The 17,491-nt window shown below is 40.9% G+C and carries 16 protein-coding genes and 2 tRNA genes; 7 read left to right on the top strand and 11 right to left on the bottom strand.

Features of this window, described 5'->3' with window-relative positions; translation table 11 throughout:
* Positions 1-61: 61 nt before the first annotated feature.
* On the bottom strand, positions 62-1,363 hold the full coding sequence (locus AAEZ18_RS06145; RefSeq protein WP_182678299.1) for a M20 family metallopeptidase: 1,302 nt from the start codon (positions 1,361-1,363) through the stop codon (positions 62-64).
* Positions 1,364-1,663: 300 nt separating this feature from the next.
* Between AAEZ18_RS06145 and AAEZ18_RS06140 the strand changes: the two genes are divergently transcribed.
* Entirely contained in the window at positions 1,664-2,998 is a 1,335-nt protein-coding gene (locus tag AAEZ18_RS06140; protein ID WP_350594672.1) for an IS4 family transposase, read from the top strand.
* A gap of 130 nt (positions 2,999-3,128) precedes the next feature.
* On the opposite strand, the gene AAEZ18_RS06135 is transcribed toward AAEZ18_RS06140, so the two are convergent.
* Positions 3,129-3,213, bottom strand: a tRNA-Leu gene (locus AAEZ18_RS06135).
* Between the two features lie 272 nt (positions 3,214-3,485).
* On the opposite strand from AAEZ18_RS06135, the gene AAEZ18_RS06130 reads away from it, so the two are divergent.
* Positions 3,486-3,980, top strand: coding sequence for an RDD family protein (locus AAEZ18_RS06130; protein ID WP_011329070.1), 495 nt, complete (start codon positions 3,486-3,488; stop codon positions 3,978-3,980).
* A gap of 111 nt (positions 3,981-4,091) precedes the next feature.
* Here AAEZ18_RS06130 and lptG read toward each other — a convergent pair whose 3' ends face one another.
* Both lptG and lptF read right to left on the bottom strand, forming a co-directional pair.
* The gene (gene lptG, locus AAEZ18_RS06125; RefSeq protein WP_089368699.1) at positions 4,092-5,159 is read right to left on the bottom strand and encodes an LPS export ABC transporter permease LptG; all 1,068 of its coding nucleotides are present in this window, start codon (positions 5,157-5,159) and stop codon (positions 4,092-4,094) included.
* Positions 5,156-6,268 (bottom strand): LPS export ABC transporter permease LptF, encoded by a 1,113-nt coding sequence (lptF, locus tag AAEZ18_RS06120; protein WP_350594674.1) that lies wholly within the window; start codon positions 6,266-6,268, stop codon positions 5,156-5,158. The genes lptG and lptF overlap by 4 nt, the downstream gene beginning before the upstream one ends.
* A 304-nt stretch (positions 6,269-6,572) precedes the next feature.
* On the opposite strand from lptF, the gene pepA reads away from it, so the two are divergent.
* The 3 genes from pepA to AAEZ18_RS06105 all read left to right on the top strand — a co-directional run bounded on the left by pepA (position 6,573) and on the right by AAEZ18_RS06105 (position 11,598).
* On the top strand, positions 6,573-8,084 hold the full coding sequence (pepA, locus tag AAEZ18_RS06115; protein WP_058374053.1) for a leucyl aminopeptidase: 1,512 nt from the start codon (positions 6,573-6,575) through the stop codon (positions 8,082-8,084).
* Positions 8,085-8,235: 151 nt separating this feature from the next.
* Positions 8,236-8,682: a DNA polymerase III subunit chi gene (locus AAEZ18_RS06110; RefSeq protein WP_011329074.1), complete on the top strand. Its 447-nt coding sequence runs from the start codon at positions 8,236-8,238 to the stop codon at positions 8,680-8,682.
* Positions 8,683-8,742: 60 nt separating this feature from the next.
* Positions 8,743-11,598, top strand: a complete 2,856-nt coding sequence (locus AAEZ18_RS06105) for a valine--tRNA ligase (RefSeq protein ID WP_192531629.1) — start codon at positions 8,743-8,745, stop codon at positions 11,596-11,598.
* Positions 11,599-11,730: 132 nt separating this feature from the next.
* On the opposite strand, the gene AAEZ18_RS06100 is transcribed toward AAEZ18_RS06105, so the two are convergent.
* Positions 11,731-12,975 carry an outer membrane protein transport protein gene (locus AAEZ18_RS06100; RefSeq protein WP_011329076.1) on the bottom strand — a complete coding sequence of 415 codons (1,245 nt, stop codon included), beginning with the start codon at positions 12,973-12,975 and terminating at the stop codon, positions 11,731-11,733.
* 283 nt (positions 12,976-13,258) lie between these two features.
* Here AAEZ18_RS06100 and AAEZ18_RS06095 point away from each other — a divergent pair, with 283 nt between their 5' ends.
* Positions 13,259-13,582, top strand: coding sequence for a hypothetical protein (locus tag AAEZ18_RS06095; RefSeq protein WP_350594676.1), 324 nt, complete (start codon positions 13,259-13,261; stop codon positions 13,580-13,582).
* On the opposite strand, the gene AAEZ18_RS06090 is transcribed toward AAEZ18_RS06095, so the two are convergent.
* The 6 genes from AAEZ18_RS06090 to AAEZ18_RS06065 all read right to left on the bottom strand — a co-directional run bounded on the left by AAEZ18_RS06090 (position 13,542) and on the right by AAEZ18_RS06065 (position 17,156).
* Positions 13,542-14,756 (bottom strand): HD-GYP domain-containing protein, encoded by a 1,215-nt coding sequence (locus tag AAEZ18_RS06090; RefSeq protein ID WP_350594678.1) that lies wholly within the window; start codon positions 14,754-14,756, stop codon positions 13,542-13,544. The two genes, AAEZ18_RS06095 and AAEZ18_RS06090, sit on opposite strands and share 41 nt — an antisense overlap.
* A 103-nt stretch (positions 14,757-14,859) precedes the next feature.
* Complete coding sequence (locus AAEZ18_RS06085; RefSeq protein WP_350594680.1) at positions 14,860-15,081, bottom strand: Rho-binding antiterminator; 222 nt, start codon at positions 15,079-15,081, stop codon at positions 14,860-14,862.
* A gap of 59 nt (positions 15,082-15,140) precedes the next feature.
* A tRNA-Arg gene (locus AAEZ18_RS06080) sits at positions 15,141-15,215 on the bottom strand.
* A 210-nt stretch (positions 15,216-15,425) separates the two neighbouring features.
* Entirely contained in the window at positions 15,426-16,232 is an 807-nt protein-coding gene (locus tag AAEZ18_RS06075) for a phosphotransferase (RefSeq protein WP_350546558.1), read from the bottom strand.
* 7 nt (positions 16,233-16,239) lie between these two features.
* Positions 16,240-16,863, bottom strand: a complete 624-nt coding sequence (gene pnuC, locus AAEZ18_RS06070; RefSeq protein ID WP_041454551.1) for a nicotinamide riboside transporter PnuC — start codon at positions 16,861-16,863, stop codon at positions 16,240-16,242.
* 41 nt (positions 16,864-16,904) lie between these two features.
* Positions 16,905-17,156, bottom strand: a complete 252-nt coding sequence (locus AAEZ18_RS06065) for a hypothetical protein (protein ID WP_011329082.1) — start codon at positions 17,154-17,156, stop codon at positions 16,905-16,907.
* A gap of 95 nt (positions 17,157-17,251) precedes the next feature.
* Between AAEZ18_RS06065 and AAEZ18_RS06060 the strand changes: the two genes are divergently transcribed.
* The gene (locus AAEZ18_RS06060) at positions 17,252-17,491 is read left to right on the top strand and encodes a DUF2960 domain-containing protein (RefSeq protein WP_011329083.1); all 240 of its coding nucleotides are present in this window, start codon (positions 17,252-17,254) and stop codon (positions 17,489-17,491) included.

Genomic DNA, 17,491 nt, shown 5'->3' with positions numbered 1-17,491 from the left:
ACGGACGCCTCTTCTATTAGCGCCCGTAATTTATTTAATCCTAGCGTGAGCTAAGTTTATGTTAGTTTTTTTGCTGTGCAGCTAAATAGTCAATCGCCAGCTGGCTCATTGCTTTAGTGCCCACTTTAAGCGTTGACTCGTCAACATAAAAATACGGCGAATGGTTGGTTGGTGCTGTTTTTACATCTTGCCCTGTTGGCGTACCGCCTAAAAACAAAAATAAACCCGGTACTTGCTGCGCATAAAAAGCAAAGTCTTCTGCGCCGGTTACTTTTGGCACATCAAACAGGTTATCTTTACCTACTATATTTTTGAGTGTTGGCAACATTTGCGCGGTAAGCTCTGGGTTATTCACCGTTACTGGGTAACCTTTAAAAATATTTACCTGTGCTTCGGCTCCCGACGCTTTAGCAATATGCGTAGCTGTAGTGGTTAATTTTTCAAAAATTTGTTGGCGGTTATCCATATCAAAATTACGAATAGTGCCTACCATTTCTACACTATCGGGAATAATATTATTACGTACGCCACCAGCTATTTTACCAAACGAGATAATGGCAGGCTCTTTAGTTATATCTATTTGACGACTAACAATATGATTAACCCCTGAGACAATTTGTGCAGCAACTGAAATAGGATCGACCCCACCCCAAGGCGATGAACCATGCGTTTGCTTACCTTTTACCGTTATCTCGAAGCGATCGGCACTGGCCATAATTGGGCCACTACGATAGCCAATTTGGCCGCTGTTTAATCCTGCCATAACATGAATGCCAAACGCCACATCGGGTTGATACTTTTTAAATATCCCCTCTTTTAACATTAACTCAGCTCCGCCCTCTTCGCCTTGTGGCGCGCCTTCTTCTGCTGGCTGAAACACAAACATAATATCGCCGTGTAATTCATTTTTTACAGCGGCTAATACTTCAGCTGCACCCATTAGCATAGCCACATGCGTGTCGTGCCCACAGGCATGCATAACCCCAACATCAACCCCATTATACTTGGTAGTTGCCAGTGATTTAAAAGGCACATCGGCTTTTTCGGTTACTGGCAGTGCATCCATATCGGCACGCAGCATTACTGTTGGCCCCGGCTTACCGCCTTTTAAAATCCCCACTACACCTGTGTAAGCAATGTCAGTTTCAACCTGCATCCCTAAGGCTTTTAAATGGCGTGCTACAATCGCAGCGGTACGTGTTTCGCGGTTACTTAACTCAGGGTGCTGATGAAAATCGCGACGCCATTCAATCACCTTATCTTCAACCTGATTTATCTGTTTATCGATATTAATATTGGCACTGGCATTAAATGCCCCTAGGCTTGCTAAGCCAATAGCTAATGAGATTAATGAGCGTTTCATCTGTGTTCCTTTTTATTATCTGCCTTTAGCAACACTGTGCAGTGCTGTTATAGAAAATTTTGACGTGAGTAAGTAGATAATGCGCAATGCACTGAGCAATGCAAATAATTACCCAGCTATTTTGAGTTATTATGCAAAACATTTAATAAACTACATAGTAACTAAAACTCACTAGAGTAAAAACACCAATAAAAATGACGCTGTTTAGCCTAATGCCGATCAGTTAAGGTTAATTGATCGGTTGACCGATCTAAATGATCGTGAATAATCCGTAATTAGTTTCGCTAATTACGGTTTTTTATGGATATTCAAACAGCTCTTTCAACCACCTTCTCATCTGCTGATGAATTTACAACGCTTGATAACTTATCTGGCATCTTAGATCCCGAATTACTTAACCAAGCTTTTGAAAAATCGGGTGTCGCCACCGTTCGTAAACGTCGCTTACCACTCGATGCTGTCGTTTGGTCTGTGATTGGTATGAGTTTATTTCGTCATGAATCTGTTTGGGATATAGCCTCTAAAATGGACATCGCCTTACCAGGTAAAGGGAAACTAGTTGCCCCTAGTGCCATGGTTCAAGCGAGACAACGCTTAGGTGAAGATGCTGTCGAGCAGGTCTTCAAGATGATGGCGTCACGGCATTATAATCATGCCCACTTCGATACATTTTGTGGCTTAAATCTATTAGCTGTTGATGGGGTTGTCTTTCGTACACATGATACGCCAGAGAATAAAGACGTATTTGGGTGTGGCTCAACCCAGTATGGTGAAAATACCTATCCGCAAATTCGAATGGTATGCCACATGGAGCTAACGAGTCATCAACTCATTAATTGTTCTTTTAACGGGCAGCATCAAGGGGAAATGACACTCGCTGAAGAGCTCATTGAAGGCACACCGGATAATTCATTAACCTTATTTGATCGCGGTTATTATTCTTTAGGGCTTTTGCATCGTTGGCATCAAGCAGGGACTGAAAGACACTGGATGATACCTGTCAGAAAAGGCTTAACGGTTGATACCATAAAGAAAATGAGTAAAAATGACCAGTTAGTGCGTCTTAAAACATCGCCCCAAGCGCGAAAAAAGTTTACTGACTTGCCAGAGTTTATAGAAGCTAGGCTGCTTACTTACACGCATAATAATAAGCAGTATCAGATTCTTACATCAATGCTTGATGTAATGCGTTACCCATCAAAAGAAATAGCTGATTTGTACATGCATCGCTGGGAAATAGAAATAGGATATCGAGAAATAAAACAAACAATGTTGCACTCAAACTATATCCTACGCTCAAAAAGGCCGGATATGATAAGGCAAGAATTGTGGGGGGTACTAATTGCCTACAATATTATAAGAATAGCCATGCGTGAGGCAGCAGAGTTACTGGATGTATGGCCAAATCAACTGAGTTTTTCTCATTGTTCAAGACATATCAATGTATTTCTGTTAACTATCCCACTGACAAGTCCGGGAAATTTACCAAAACACTATGAGCATTTATTAGAAACGCTGACGCTATTTCAGTTACCAACAAGGCGTCATGAGCGCAGCTTTCCACGATGTGTGAAAAAGAAACCATCTAAATATCCCTATAAAAAATGCCAGTCAGTGTTAACTGACTGGCATTAGTACCAGCGGCCGGACTTTAACTTATAACAGCGGCACTCCCGCGTGCCGCTCGAGTCCGGCGGGTTGTGTCCGTTTGCACTTTTCGTAGGCATAAAAAAACCCCGACCAATTTGATCGGGGCTATAAAAAGTGGTACCAGCGGCCGGACTCGAACCGGCACGCCTTTCGGCAGGGGATTTTGAATCCCCCATGTATACCAATTTCATCACGCTGGCATAATTTTTCTTTAACCTTCTAAATACCAGAAGATAAAGAAAAACCACTTTAGAGCTTAGGTTTATAAAACTGCCTTCGTCTCTATGCTAAGCATTATACAATCAATAAAGGTAGCGGCAAGCGTTTTATGACATAAGTACAATCAACCGCTTAACAATTAAGCAACCATTAACATTTAACTCTGCGCAGCGCTTTAATGCCTTACTGAAGAGGTAGTATTTACCAGCCTATTTGCTAAACTAGCGCGCATATTAATAGTGAGGGTATATTTATGTTGAATGAATTTCCACGAGCTGGCTTTTGGCGTCGTTTGGCGTCGTTAATTTATGATGCCTTGGTCGTAATTTCTTTATCTATGCTTACTGCCATACTCTACTTTGCAGTCATTCAGCTACTAACGTCTTTAGATATGATAGTTAAAACTGACGATCCTGCTGCTTTAATACAAGACTCCACGTTACTCTCTGGTATTAGAAGTGCGTTGTTTGTTGGAGTAAACGTATTCTTTTTTGCTTATTTTTGGACTAAAAGCGGGCAAACCATTGGCATGCGCGCATGGCGCTTAAAAGTACAAACTCTAGATGGGCAACTTATTAGCTGGCCGCAAGCAATAATTCGCAGCGTTAGTGCATTACTTGGTTTAGGTAATTTAGTGGTATTGGTTGATTTTAAAAATAAAAAAGCTTTGCAAGATTACCTTTCTAAAACCGAAGTTATTGCACTCACCAAAGAAGAAAACAAGCGTATTTACCGTGAGCTTGATTAATTAAAAGTAATACACTGTAATTTATAAGCACAAAAAAGCGTGGCACTTTTATAAAGTAGCCACGCTTTTTTGTTTCAAGGTATTTTTGTAACTACCTTTTTATAACTAGTTTTATGCGCGTTTATTCATTAAGTAAGCAGCAAAGCCGGTGAATATAATGCTAGGCACTACAGCGCCAATAAACGCAGGTATTTGATATACCATAACCACAGGACCAAATATTTCGTTGGTTAGATGAAACACTATACCCGTAACTACGCCCATTATAATACGTGCACCCATAGTGACGGTACGCAACGGGCCAAATATAAACGACAGTGCAACTAGCAACATTACGGCTATAGATATTGGCTGCATAAGCTTGCGCCAAAGCGCGAGTTCATAGGTGCTGGTATCTTGATCGTTTTGCTCTAAATAGTCTAAGTAAGACCATAACCCAGTAAACGACAGCGACTCAGGTTTAACCGACACCACACCCAGCTTTTCAGCAGTAAGTTGTGATGGGTAAAACTCCTCAGGCACTTGCTCTGTAGTAATAAGCTCATCACTTATTTTTACTTTATTGACGCCGCGCAGTAACCAGCCGTTTTCGCGACTTAGCGCATCTTTTGCCTTCGTTATTTGTGTAAGCGATAGCGACTGATCAAAGTGGTACATATGCACACCATTTAATTTACCATTTTGATCTACATCTTCTATATTTATAAAGTTATTGCCGTCTTTTGCCCATACGCCTTTTTGCGCATTAAAAACATCGCCACCATGAATTGCCTGGTTACGCATTTCTTTAGCTTGTAATTGCGCCTCGGGTACTCCCCACTCGCCTAATGCCATCATACATAGCGCCATAAATACGGCGGTTTTCATTACCGAGCTTATAATTTGTAAGCGCGACATACCTGCAGCGTGCATTACCACCAGCTCGCTGTTTGAGGCAAGCGCTCCTAACCCCGTTAAGCCACCAATGAGCGCGGCCATCGGAAAAAACACCACTAAATCGCCCGGTATTGTGTAAAGCGTGTAGAGCATCGCGGTCATTAAATCGTAACTACCACGGCCAACTGACTTTAACTGGTCGATAAATTTAATTAAGGTGCTAATGCCTACCAGTACCAATAATGCAAAGCCGGTGGTTTGTAAAATGCTGCGACCTAAATACCAATCAAGGGTTTTCATCATGCGCCCAACTCCCGCTTAGTAATTACCGCTTTAAGCCAAGCGCCAAGTGGTCGCCCTTTAATTATTAATAGTCCGCCAATAAATAAGGCACTTAAGTGAATCCACCAAAGGCCAATAGAGGGAGGTATTTTGCCATCTTCAACAGCAAATTTAGCAGCGTTAAGTAAAATAAAATAACCTAAGTACAAGCTAATTGCCGGCACTAACTTAGCAAATTTACCTTGGCGTGGATTAACCACACTTAACGGTACTGCTAATAGTGTCAGCAGTGGAATAGAAAGCGGTATAGCAATACGCCATTGCCACTGCGCGGTTGCCTCTGGAGTATTAAGTGCCAACAATTGATTAGTAGGAATTGCTTCTAACTTACGGCGTTGGTGCTCTATTTCTTGCTCACGTATTTGTACACTATACCCGTCAAACTCGGTTAAATTGAGCGCCGGCGTTAAGCCATCAGTTTCATAGCGTTTGCCGTCGCTAAGAACGAGTTGTTGTTCGCCATTTTGCGCTTCAATTACAACTCCTTGCTCTGCATAAACTAGGCGTGCAAGGTTGTCTTTTTCGCTATCGGGGAGTTGCGCTACAAATACTTTATTAAGCTCTTTTCCACCGTTTTCAATGTTATGAATAAACACCACGGCTTTTTCGTTACCGGTTTGCTGAAAGCGACCTGCCCTTAATGCAGATAATCCCGTATCGGCTTTAGCTTGCTCTTTTAATTGGTACTCTTGCTCGCTTGCCCAAGGGGCAACATGCATGGTGAGCGCGGCGGCTAAAATAGCCAACCCCACACTTGATATAAGCGTCACTCTAACCACATACCATTCACTTACACCACAGGCTTTAAGTACTGTCATTTCGCTATCGGCGTAGATACGGCTGTAGGCCAAAATTATGCCTAAAAATATACTCAACGGTAAAATTAACGAGGCTAACTGCGGCAATTTAAGTGCGATCATCGATAGCACTAATTTAGCAGGAATACTACCCTCAGAGGCATCGCCTAAAATACTAACTAACTTTTGCGACAAAAAAATGGTCATCAAAGTTAAAAATACGGCGACCTGCGATTTTAAAACCTCAGCAGTCAAATAACGAAAAATAAGCAATAGTCGCCCCTGTTAAACATGGTGTGTCACTGCAATAGTGAAAGTTTATAGTTAGTCATGATTTTACTCAGCGTTGCCGAGTATAGATCTAATATTATAAGCCATGAAAATTAATTATCCTACCTAACAACACGATATAATGTTGCATTAGTGACCCTTAAGCAGATAAAGTTCAATTACACAGTAAGAGTCGGGCAAAATCAGCTAAGATTAGAGCTACACCTAAATAATTTAGGTATATAAGACTAAAAATATTTTTAGTTTCTGCTTAGCTTCTAAAGATGACTCAAAATCAGGAGTGACAATGGAATTTAACGTAAAAAGTGGTAGCCCAGAAAAACAACGTAGCGCATGTATTGTAGTTGGTGTATACGAGCCTCGTCGGTTATCCCCCATTGGTGAACAACTCGATAAAATCAGTGATGGTTATATCTCAAATTTACTTCGCCGAGGTGACCTAGAAGGAAAGCCGGGCCAAGTTTTATTATTGCATCATGTACCAAACATCTTAAGCGAGCGCATATTGCTTGTAGGGTGTGGTAAAGAGCGCGAGCTTGACGATAAGCAATATAAACAAATTATTTCTAAAACAATTAATACCTTAAACGACACCGGCTCTATGGAAGCGGTATGCTTTTTAACAGAGCAACACGTTAAAGGTCGCGATACCTACTGGAAAGTGCGCCAAGCAGTAGAAACCACTCAAGATTGTTTATACACCTTTAATCAACTAAAAAGTAAAACAGTAGACCCACGTCGTCCACTGCGTAAAATGGTGTTTAATGTTCCAACGCGTCGCGAGCTAACTATAGGCGAAAGCGCTATTGAGCATGGTTTAGCTATTGCTGCCGGTAGTAAGCTATGTAAAGACGTAGCAAATATGCCACCTAATATTTGTAACCCTGCGTATTTAGGCGAGCAAGCACAACAGCTAGCAACTAATTTTGACAACATTACTGTTGATCTAATCGGCGAAGAGCAAATGGCTGAGCTAGGTATGAACTCTTACTTAGCTGTTGGTCGCGGCAGTGTGAACGAATCGGTTATGTCGGTAATTAACTACAAAGGCGGCGCAGATGATCAAGCTCCTATCGTATTAGTTGGTAAAGGCTTAACCTTCGATTCGGGCGGTATTTCATTAAAACCTGGCGAAGGCATGGACGAAATGAAATACGACATGGGCGGTGCTGCAGGTGTTATTGGTGCAATGCGTGCACTGGCACAAATGCAGTTACCTATTAACGTGATTGGTATTTTAGCCGGCTGCGAAAATATGCCGGGGCCAAATGCATATCGCCCAGGTGACATTTTAACCACTATGTCGGGGCAAACCGTTGAAGTATTAAATACTGATGCCGAAGGGCGCTTAGTATTATGTGATGCACTAACCTATGTAGAGCGTTTTGAGCCAGAAACCGTTATTGATGTAGCCACACTAACAGGTGCTTGTATTGTAGCACTAGGCGCACATGCAACCGGTTTACTCTCTAACCATAATCCGCTTGCGCATGAGTTGTTAAAAGCATCGGAGCAAAGTGGCGACCGTGCATGGCAACTACCGCTATGGGACGACTATCAAGATCAACTAGAGAGCCCATTTGCCGACTTTACTAACTTAGGGGGCCGTGCAGCTGGTACTATTACCGCAGCGTGTTTTTTATCTAAGTTTACTAAAAAGTACAACTGGGCACATTTAGATATTGCAGGCACAGCATGGCGCAGTGGCGCTAAAAAAGGCGCAACAGGCCGTCCTGTTCCTATGCTTACTCAGTATTTATTAAACAGAGCCGGCGTAAGCGAAGCCGCTCAAGATTAAGCATACCGCTTAGCTACTTATTAAGGCGCCGTTTGGCGCCTTATTTATTTGGGTATTAATTGAAGCAAAACCCGTTATATGGCAAAATCAGCCTCTTAATTTATGTGTATTAACTAGCTACACATTCAATGTCATGGGAAACCCCGATACAATGAACATGAACGCCCAATTTTTCGTTCTAAAGCAACAAGATGAGTCGCTGGCTAAGCCTGATGATCATTTGGCTTTGGCGGCTCAAATTGCCGCAGATCAGTATCGGCTTGGCCAACGTGTATTTATTTGTGTAGATAACGAAAATACCGCCTTTGCCATTGATGAAACACTTTGGGCATTTGATCCCGACAGTTTTGTACCTCATAACCTACAAGGTGAAGGCCCAAAAGGCGGCGCACCGGTAGAAATTGGTACTACGCCCCCTGTTGGCAATCGTAAAGTTTTAATTAACTTGGCTAATAACTTACCGGATTTTATTCGCCGCTTTAACCAAGTTTTTGATTTTGTACCCGTAGAAGCCGTTGCTAAACAAGCAGCTCGCGAGCGTTTTAAAAAGCTACGCCAACTCGGTGCTAACATCACCACGCAAGATATTAATAACTAAAAACACTTTTAGTAAAATAGCTAACCAACTAATTTAAGTACTTATTTAAGGTTCTGTGTAATGGATAAAACCTACAATCCGCAAGATATTGAACAGTCTCTATACCAAGGCTGGGAAGAAAAAGGCTACTTTAAACCATCTGGCCAAGGCGTCCCGTATTCAATTATGATCCCGCCGCCAAATGTCACTGGTAGCTTACACATGGGCCACGCTTTCCAAGACACCATAATGGATACCTTAACGCGCTTTAAGCGTATGCAAGGTAACAACACATTATGGCAAGTAGGTACTGACCACGCAGGTATTGCAACGCAAATGTTGGTTGAGCGTAAGCTGCATGCTGAGGAAGGCAAAACACGCCACGATTTAGGTCGCGAAGATTTTATTAATAAAATCTGGGAATGGAAAAAAGAATCTGGCGGCACAATCACTAAACAACTTCGTCGTCTTGGCGCATCAGTTGATTGGGATCGTGAACGTTTTACCATGGACGATGGCCTATCTGAAGCCGTTAAAGAAGTGTTTGTACGCCTGCATAAAGAAAACCTAATTTACCGTGGCAAACGCCTAGTAAACTGGGATCCTAAATTACACACTGCTATTTCTGATCTTGAAGTTGAAAACAAAGACAAGCAAGGCCACATGTGGAACTTACGTTACCCACTAGCCGACGGTGTTAAAACGCAAGATGGTAAAGACTACATAGTAGTAGCAACAACTCGTCCAGAAACCATGCTGGGCGACTCGGGCGTTGCAGTAAACCCTGATGACGAACGCTACATAGATTTAATCGGTAAAGAGATTTTATTACCCATTGTTAATCGCCGTATTAAAATTGTCGCCGATGAACATGCCGATAAAGATAAAGGCACGGGTTGTGTAAAAATAACCCCAGCGCACGACTTTAACGATAATGAAGTAGGCAAGCGTCACAAAATGCCGATGATCAACATTTTCGATAAAGACGCCGCTATTCTTACTCAAGGCGAAACCTACAGCTTTGATGGCAAAGAACTTGAGTTTGATGCACCAATTCCTGAGCGCCTACACGGGCTTGACCGTTTTGCTGCGCGTAAAGCGATTGTAGCTGAATTTGAAGAACTAGGCTTACTTGAAAAAATTGAAGATCATGGTTTAACCGTTCCTTACGGCGACCGCTCGGGTGTGGTAATTGAGCCACTGCTTACCGACCAATGGTATGTACGTGTTGCACCTCTTGCAGAGCCGGCTAAAGAAGCGGTTAAAAACGGCGACATTCAATTTGTACCTAAGCAATACGAAAACATGTACTTTTCGTGGATGAACGACGTACAAGATTGGTGTATTTCACGCCAGCTTTGGTGGGGCCACCGCATTCCAGCTTGGTACGACAGCGAAGGCAACGTATTTGTGGGTCGCGATGAAGCTGAAGTACGCCGCGAAAACAACATTGCAGACAGCGTAACACTTAGCCAAGATGAAGACGTACTAGATACCTGGTTCTCATCAGCGCTTTGGACGTTCTCAACTCAAGGTTGGCCTGCAAACACTGATGATTTAAAAACATTCCACCCGTCTGACGTGCTGGTAACTGGTTTTGATATTATTTTCTTCTGGGTTGCACGCATGATCATGATGACGTTGCACTTTATAAAAGACGAAAATGGCAAACCACAAGTGCCGTTTAAAACCGTGTATGTAACTGGTTTAATACGTGACGACAACGGCGATAAAATGTCTAAGTCAAAAGGTAACGTACTTGACCCACTGGACATGATTGACGGCATTGAACTTGAAGAGTTAGTACAAAAGCGTACTGGTAACATGATGCAGCCAAAATTAGCGGCTAAAATCGAAAAAGATACCCGCAAAGTATTCGCTGGCGGCATTGAAGCACACGGCACCGATGCCCTTCGCTTTACGCTTGCAGCAATGGCTTCTACCGGTCGCGATATTAACTGGGATATGAACCGCCTTGAAGGCTACCGTAACTTCTGTAACAAACTATGGAACGCGAGTCGTTACGTATTAATGAACACAGAAGAGCAAGACTGTGGTTTTGCAACCGATGCACAAAAAGAGTTGTCGTTAGCCGATCGCTGGATTTTAGGTCAATTTGAGTCAACTGTTAAAAGTTATACTGAGCATTTAGATAATTACCGCTTTGACTTAGCTGCTAACACCCTGTACGAGTTTACTTGGCACCAATTTTGCGATTGGTACTTAGAACTAACTAAACCGGTATTATTTAAAGGCAGTGAAGCACAGCAACGCGGTACACGTAATACACTAATTACCGTACTTGAAAGCTTGTTGCGTTTAATGCACCCAATGATGCCATACATCACCGAAACTATTTGGCAACGTGTAGCACCACTTGCAGGCCTTGAAACAGAGAACACCAGTATTATGGTACAAGCATTCCCTGTTTATAATGCAGCTAGCGTTGATGCCAAAGCAATGGGCGATTTAGAGTGGGTTAAACAATTCATTTTAGCAATTCGTAACATTCGTGGTGAAATGGACATTAGCCCAAGTAAGCCGCTTAGCGTATTACTTGCAAATGCTTCGAGCGACGACGTGCGCCGCATTGAGGAGAACAACTCATTTTTAGCATCACTTGCAAAAATTGAAGAGTTCACCATGCTCGAAAATAAAGATGATGCGCCTGCGTGTGCAGCGTCTTATGTTGGTAATCTTGAAATTATGATCCCAATGGCGGGTTTAATTGACGTAGAAGCCGAGCTTTCACGTATTAATAAACAACTCGAAAAAGCCGAAAAAGGCCTAGCACAAGTGCAAAATAAACTCGCTAACGAAAAGTTTGTTAACAACGCACCAGAAGCTGTACTTGCTAAAGAAAATGCCAAACTAGCTGAGTTTAGCGATGCTAAAACTAAGCTACTTGAGCAAAAAGCAAAAATAGAAAGCTTATAATTTAGTTTCCGGGCATTAGCCCGGAACATTTATATAGGCATTAAAAAGCCGCGCTATGTAATTACATAGCGCGGCTTTTTTTGACTCTAGGCTCTAGGCTCTAGGCTCTAGGCTCTAGGCTCTAGGCAAGCATTAAAACTTATAGTTGTACTGAGCACCAACTAGCAATGCATGACCTTTTGATTCAAAAGACCATTCTTGCTGTGAATTATCTTTTTCAGTGAAGTTTTGTGTTTTACCACGTAGTACACTCACACCTAAATCAAAGTCTGAATGTTGATCAATTGCGTAGTTACCACCAAACGAGAACCAAAAGCGGTCTGTATCTGGGATAGAAATCGACATATGGTTTTTATCCGCTGGTGACTCATCAAACGCAACACCGGCACGTAATAATAGGTTTTCACTGTACTGGTAATCAGAACCTATTGCGTAGCGCATAGAATCTGAGAAATTTTCTTCTTTCTCAAATCCTGTAAACTCACCTGCTGGTCCGTTTACTTTTGCTTCTAACTTGTCAAAGCTGCTCCAACCTGTCCACATTACACTGTAGTGTAAACCAAGCTTTTCATCTAACTGATGAGAGCCAGAAAATTCAGCAATAGCTGGTAGTGTAATTTCAACAGAACCTGGCATTTCAGGTAATAATTTAGCTGCGCTTGAGAAAGTCCCCTCAAAAGTAATATCGGTTTCGCTGCGGTAGTTAAAACCAAAGCGGCTGTTTTCATCAAGTTGATACATTAAGCCTAAATTTAAACCTAAACCAGTATCGTCACCTTCTAAGTGAACCGCATCAGTTGAAGCTGGAATATTAGGGTTCGCACCCACTTTTCGAATTATCGTTGCATCTGCATAAATATAGTTTAAGCCAATACCAAAACTAAATTGCTCTGTTACTTTATAAGCAACGCTGGCATTGAAGTTAACTGTTACAATTTCTGTTTCACCAGCTATTTGGCCTGCAGCATAGTCACCATTAAATTCTGTGGCTAAGCCAAAGTTAGAAAATGCACCAAAGCCAACTGACACTTTATCGTTAACTGGCATGGTAAAGTAACCCGCAGGTACAATTGCATTAGGAGCGATGCTGTCATTATTTAGCACGCTTGGATCTAAACCGTTATTTGTATCAGTGCCTTTTAAGCTTACATCAGGAAGTACAGCAATACCCGCCACTGATATTTGTTTTTCTTTAAATAGTGACATTAATGCTGGGTTACGAGCTACTACAGACGCATCGTCTGCGATTGAAGCTTCACCTGCATAGGCACGACCGAGTCCTGAGGCATTTTGCTCAGATAACTGAAATGCTGCAGCAAAACTATCTGCTGAAACAAGTACCAGCGACGCTGCGATTAGAGTTTTAGTAAATTTCATTGTTGTTTCCTTAACCAAACTTATTGTTTGGGTAGCTATGTGTGTTGTTATTAGGATTTCAAACCTGATCACACTACATTAATTTTTTATAAAAAACTCTACAAACACGTCAAAAAACAGTAAAAAACACGTTTTTTAACGACCATTTAACAACTTATTAAAACTCATCGGACTAGAAGTGTGCTATTAGAGCATAAGCTCTAATTGTAATTGATTCTCATTTGAATTGACTTGAAATGCGCTGCAATCTACACTCTCTATAAAACTATAATGAGGGGAAACGGTGAGCATTTTACTTATTTTGGCTGGGCTTATTTTTTGTGGCGCAAGTGTATTTTGTTTTTATAAAGCAAACTATTGTGCATGCACGCGTGCTGGGCAGTGTGACAATCCTGTTAATCACTTTTGGCTGGGGGCTATTACTTGTGCATTAATCTCGCTAACATTTTGCTGTTTAGCACTGCATGTAGAGCTTGGTACTTTATTGTGGTTAATATTAATGGCAAGTTGCTTTTTAGGTGCGTTTATTTCGGCTAAACAAAGCCAAAAACGCAAATGTACTAACGCTATAAAAGTAAGTGCTCTTTTAATAAACGAGACAAGTTAATCTGATAATCAAGGGGCTTAACACTGGCAATAATTTTAAGCTCTTGGTTCAGGTCGCTCAAATCAATATCTTTTGGCGTAACATGGTGGCCATGCTTCGCATTATAAAATAGTTTAACTTTAGGTTTAATGGGATTAAGGTTATTGCCCTCAAGTACCAGTGCTAAACGTTCATTGGTCAGCTTTACAATAGTACCTACCGGATGCACACCCAAACATTTAATAAAGTGTTGTACTAATTCAGCGTCAAACAGTTGTTTGTTAGCGAGCAAATAACGCAGTGCGTTTATTGGCTCGTCACCGACTTGGTGAGGCCTATCTGCTGTTATCGCGTCATACACATCTACAATAGCCATTATACGTGCAGGACGACTTAATTTTTCTGCATTAAGGCCTCGTGGATAACCCGAACCATCTAATCGCTCATGATGATTCACTATCATATCAAGCATTAACGGTGTGATCCCTTTTTCGCCTTTAACTAAACCTAAACTTTGTACAACATGTTTTTTTATTGCTACAAACTCATTATTAGTGACTTTAGTCTGCTTTGATAATATACCCTGCGGCACCTTTGCCTGTCCTAAATCATGCAGCAATGCCCCCATTGCAAGCTGCTGCACAGTAGGCTCTTCATAGCCTAAGTATTTAGCAAATACTGCTGCAAAAATGGCGCAGTTGATCATATGACGCCAATTATAGCTGTGTTTGTCTTTAAGGCGGGTAAGAATGGTCATTGCATTGGGGTTTCTAAATACCGATGCCACTATTTCACCGGCAATTTCATCTAATACATTTAAATTAAGCGTGAGCCCTGCTGTTAAGTCACCATATAAAGCCTGTATTTTGCGATTATGCTGCTCATAGCTTACGCTCGCTTTTGCAAACTCTTGCTCTACCGATATAGCGACAGCAGCTTTAGCTGGCTTTTCTTGGCTGCTAGCTACTTTAGCTTTATTTTGTGGTTTGTATTTGGCGGGTATCTCAACATCACTCTTAGTAAAATCAATGAGTAGCTCTAGCACCCCTTCTGTTACTAAACGCTTAATTATTGACTTATCACGCACTAGTCCACTGGTTTTGATTTTTATACTACTAATGCTTTCATGCTGCTTGGTAACATTGTCAACAAACATGCCAGGGACAAGCTCAGATATAGGTAAAGTGATAAGCATAAGTGCGGGAGGTTCTACAATTATAAGGTGTGTCTCTTAAATAGCACTTTTCAACCTTAAATGTCTACTTTTAAAGTTTTTACTAGTAATAAATAGCTACAAACTAAGCGAGTGAAATCGTTTTAATTTTATCTAGCCGTATTTTTATTATTTTGTTTGTTGGCTCTTGCAGCACCAAAAACTCGCCTTCGCCTTTAATGTTCTCTAAGGTTTTAGCAACACCCACTAAGGTTTGGGTATCTAATGTGATAGTCACTTTATTTGCACGCATGCAATAAAGCTCTAGCTGATCGTAGTCGCCACATTTAATTGGTAGATAAATCATGTTGAATATTTTTTAAAGGATAATACTAAAAGTTAGCAAGTGTATTAGAGGAATGCAAATGGCGCTCTCGGTAGGGATCGAACCTACAACTCAGCCTCCGGAGGGCCACGTGATATCCATTTCACCACGAGAGCACATTTGTTGCCGCCACATCAACTCGCGATATCAATGCTTTGGCATGCGTAATGATAAAGACATCTAAAGGTAAATGCTAGCGCCATTCGCTCATATGCTTATTATTTAAACGCTTTTAAATAAAAGACTTAGTGGTAGCTGGTAAATCAGCTATTTGTTGCTAAAAACCAAGTGGGTCACTAGCTAAAATTAGCCACTAAAGAGATAAGTTAATGTTCCAGCGCTATTAATGCGTCTAATTGCGCGCACAGAGGCATCACTTTTTCATTTATTGAGCGATCGCTATACCAGCAAACACACAGTACTAAAAACACTACTTGATAATACTCTAGCTTATTAATAGAGCAGTAAAAACGTTGCGAAAGCGGTAACTGCTGTTGATAGGTTTTAAGTAACTGCTGCTTACCTTCCCTGTCTAGTTCAAAACTTACAGCTATTGCGGCTAAATCAAAGTAAACGTCGTTGGTTTTGGCGTACTCAAAATCGATTAAAAACATGCCTTGCGGGTTCTCTATGATGTTTTCTTTTACTAAGTCATTATGACAAAAGCCTTCATCACGTGGTAGCTTTTCTATTTCTGCTACCGCCACACTTACAGTTTGGCTATATTGTTGATATAACGCTGTATGTTGATAAAAATCCAGCTCTTGCTTTATATTCATCGCCTCGCTAACCACATTATGACAATGTAAACTAACCAACTTTTTAATTAGCTCAGGGGTATAATTGCTTTGGGCTGTGTCGCCTTCTATGTATTCAAAAATAGCGAGCCTGTTAGCTTTGTCTAACCAAAGTGGTTTAGGGCACAATTGCAGCTGTGCAAATCGAGCTTGTGCAGCTAAGCCTAATGTAGGCCAGTGATCGCGGTAACTTTTTAATAAATAAGCATACTGTTGGTTATTTAGCGCAGCGCGCACTAAAAAGTTGTCATTGCTTAAACCACTATGTATTCGCTCACTACTAAGTAGTGTTAATTGTGCATTAAACCCGTTGATAATATCGCTAATTGACTGCATGAATGTCTTATAACTGCGCTATAGGTTTAGCTTGTTTTTGCTCGTACTCTTCGTACCAAGTTTTAAACCCCCACGCAGCCACTATGGTGTAAAAAATAAAGAGCGCGAGCGTTGGGTAGTAGCCTTTTTCGTAATATAAATACATAGACGCGGCATCTATTACAATCCAATACAGCCAATTTTCGAGTACTTTTTTTGCCACTAAATAAGTAGTAACTACCGCAAAACAGGTTGTAAAGCTATCAAGGTAAGCAAAGTCTGCATGGGTGTAATTTTTCATAAAGTAACCAATGGCAAGAGCAACTATGCTGGTCACTATTATCAATATTATATGACGATTCATTGACCATGAGGTAATACTTAAACTATCGTTGTTAGTTTTGCCTTTACGCCATACTAGCCAACCAAACACCGCCATATACATATAATAAAAATGCAGTAACGACTCCATTAATAACGCGCCATTCCAATACATAATAGTATAAATAAGAGTGCTAAAAAATGCGGCTGGCCAACACCATAAACTCTCTTTTATTGCTAATAATAAATAAGCCATAGACAGCCCCACTGCAATATACTCCCAATGCGACATTGCTGTAAAACCGCTTAAGGTTTGTGTTAAAAAATCCATATTGTGTGGTTCCGTGTTACTACTAATATGCATATTAGCCGTTATTGTGGAGACAAATCGCCAGATAGAAATTTACAGACAAAAATAGCTTTACCAAACTCTTCATACGAGCGTTTAATTTCGGTACTTAACACTTGCATTACTAAATCGTAATCACCAAAAATTTGCGTTGATAAGGTATTAGTAATTACTTTTAAATTATCGTACTCGTTTAAGCGATCTATAAAGCCTTTTATAAACGGAATATAGTCTTGATGAAGTGGGTATTTGCTGATCTCTACTGTTAATTTCATTTTTATCTCTTTATTATTTCATTTTAAAAAAATCATTCAATGGTGATTCAATACAGTGTAAAATCACCCTAATTCGCAATCGAAATGAGCTTAATATGGCACGCAGAATAACCTATACATTTAAAAACCAACCGCGCGAAATTAATTTCGCTAAAGATAAATACCACGACATGTATCAGGCAATTGCCGCCGCTGAAGGTATCGATCTTACTAATTACTTATCTATGGTACAGCAAATCGAAATGACTTCGAAAGGCTCAGCGTCGGTGCGTAATTTTCGCGACCAAGAGTTTGCCCGTATGGGCTTTAGCGATATTTACTTTATAAAAGAGTAA

The sequence above is a fragment of the Pseudoalteromonas sp. 19-MNA-CIBAN-0066 genome, assembly GCF_040308705.1.
GTDB classification, from domain to species: Bacteria; Pseudomonadota; Gammaproteobacteria; order Enterobacterales; family Alteromonadaceae; genus Pseudoalteromonas; species Pseudoalteromonas nigrifaciens.
This window is presented reverse-complemented; position numbering and strand designations above follow the sequence as displayed.

Bases quoted from the DNA above. Each gene is read 5' to 3' on its own strand.
- AAEZ18_RS06060 (WP_011329083.1), top strand. From the start codon at position 17,252: ATGGCACGCAGAATAACCTATACATTTAAAAACCAACCGCGCGAAATT.
- lptG (WP_089368699.1), bottom strand. From the start codon at position 5,159: ATGATGAAAACCCTTGATTGGTATTTAGGTCGCAGCATTTTACAAACC.
- AAEZ18_RS06110 (WP_011329074.1), top strand. From the start codon at position 8,236: ATGAACATGAACGCCCAATTTTTCGTTCTAAAGCAACAAGATGAGTCG.
- pnuC (WP_041454551.1), bottom strand. From the start codon at position 16,863: ATGGATTTTTTAACACAAACCTTAAGCGGTTTTACAGCAATGTCGCAT.
- AAEZ18_RS06105 (WP_192531629.1), top strand. From the start codon at position 8,743: ATGGATAAAACCTACAATCCGCAAGATATTGAACAGTCTCTATACCAA.
- pepA (WP_058374053.1), top strand. From the start codon at position 6,573: ATGGAATTTAACGTAAAAAGTGGTAGCCCAGAAAAACAACGTAGCGCA.
- AAEZ18_RS06145 (WP_182678299.1), bottom strand. From the start codon at position 1,363: ATGAAACGCTCATTAATCTCATTAGCTATTGGCTTAGCAAGCCTAGGG.
- AAEZ18_RS06085 (WP_350594680.1), bottom strand. From the start codon at position 15,081: ATGATTTATCTACCAATTAAATGTGGCGACTACGATCAGCTAGAGCTT.
- AAEZ18_RS06100 (WP_011329076.1), bottom strand. From the start codon at position 12,975: ATGAAATTTACTAAAACTCTAATCGCAGCGTCGCTGGTACTTGTTTCA.
- AAEZ18_RS06090 (WP_350594678.1), bottom strand. From the start codon at position 14,756: ATGCTTATCACTTTACCTATATCTGAGCTTGTCCCTGGCATGTTTGTT.
- AAEZ18_RS06075 (WP_350546558.1), bottom strand. From the start codon at position 16,232: ATGCAGTCAATTAGCGATATTATCAACGGGTTTAATGCACAATTAACA.
- AAEZ18_RS06130 (WP_011329070.1), top strand. From the start codon at position 3,486: ATGTTGAATGAATTTCCACGAGCTGGCTTTTGGCGTCGTTTGGCGTCG.
- AAEZ18_RS06065 (WP_011329082.1), bottom strand. From the start codon at position 17,156: ATGAAATTAACAGTAGAGATCAGCAAATACCCACTTCATCAAGACTAT.
- AAEZ18_RS06140 (WP_350594672.1), top strand. From the start codon at position 1,664: ATGGATATTCAAACAGCTCTTTCAACCACCTTCTCATCTGCTGATGAA.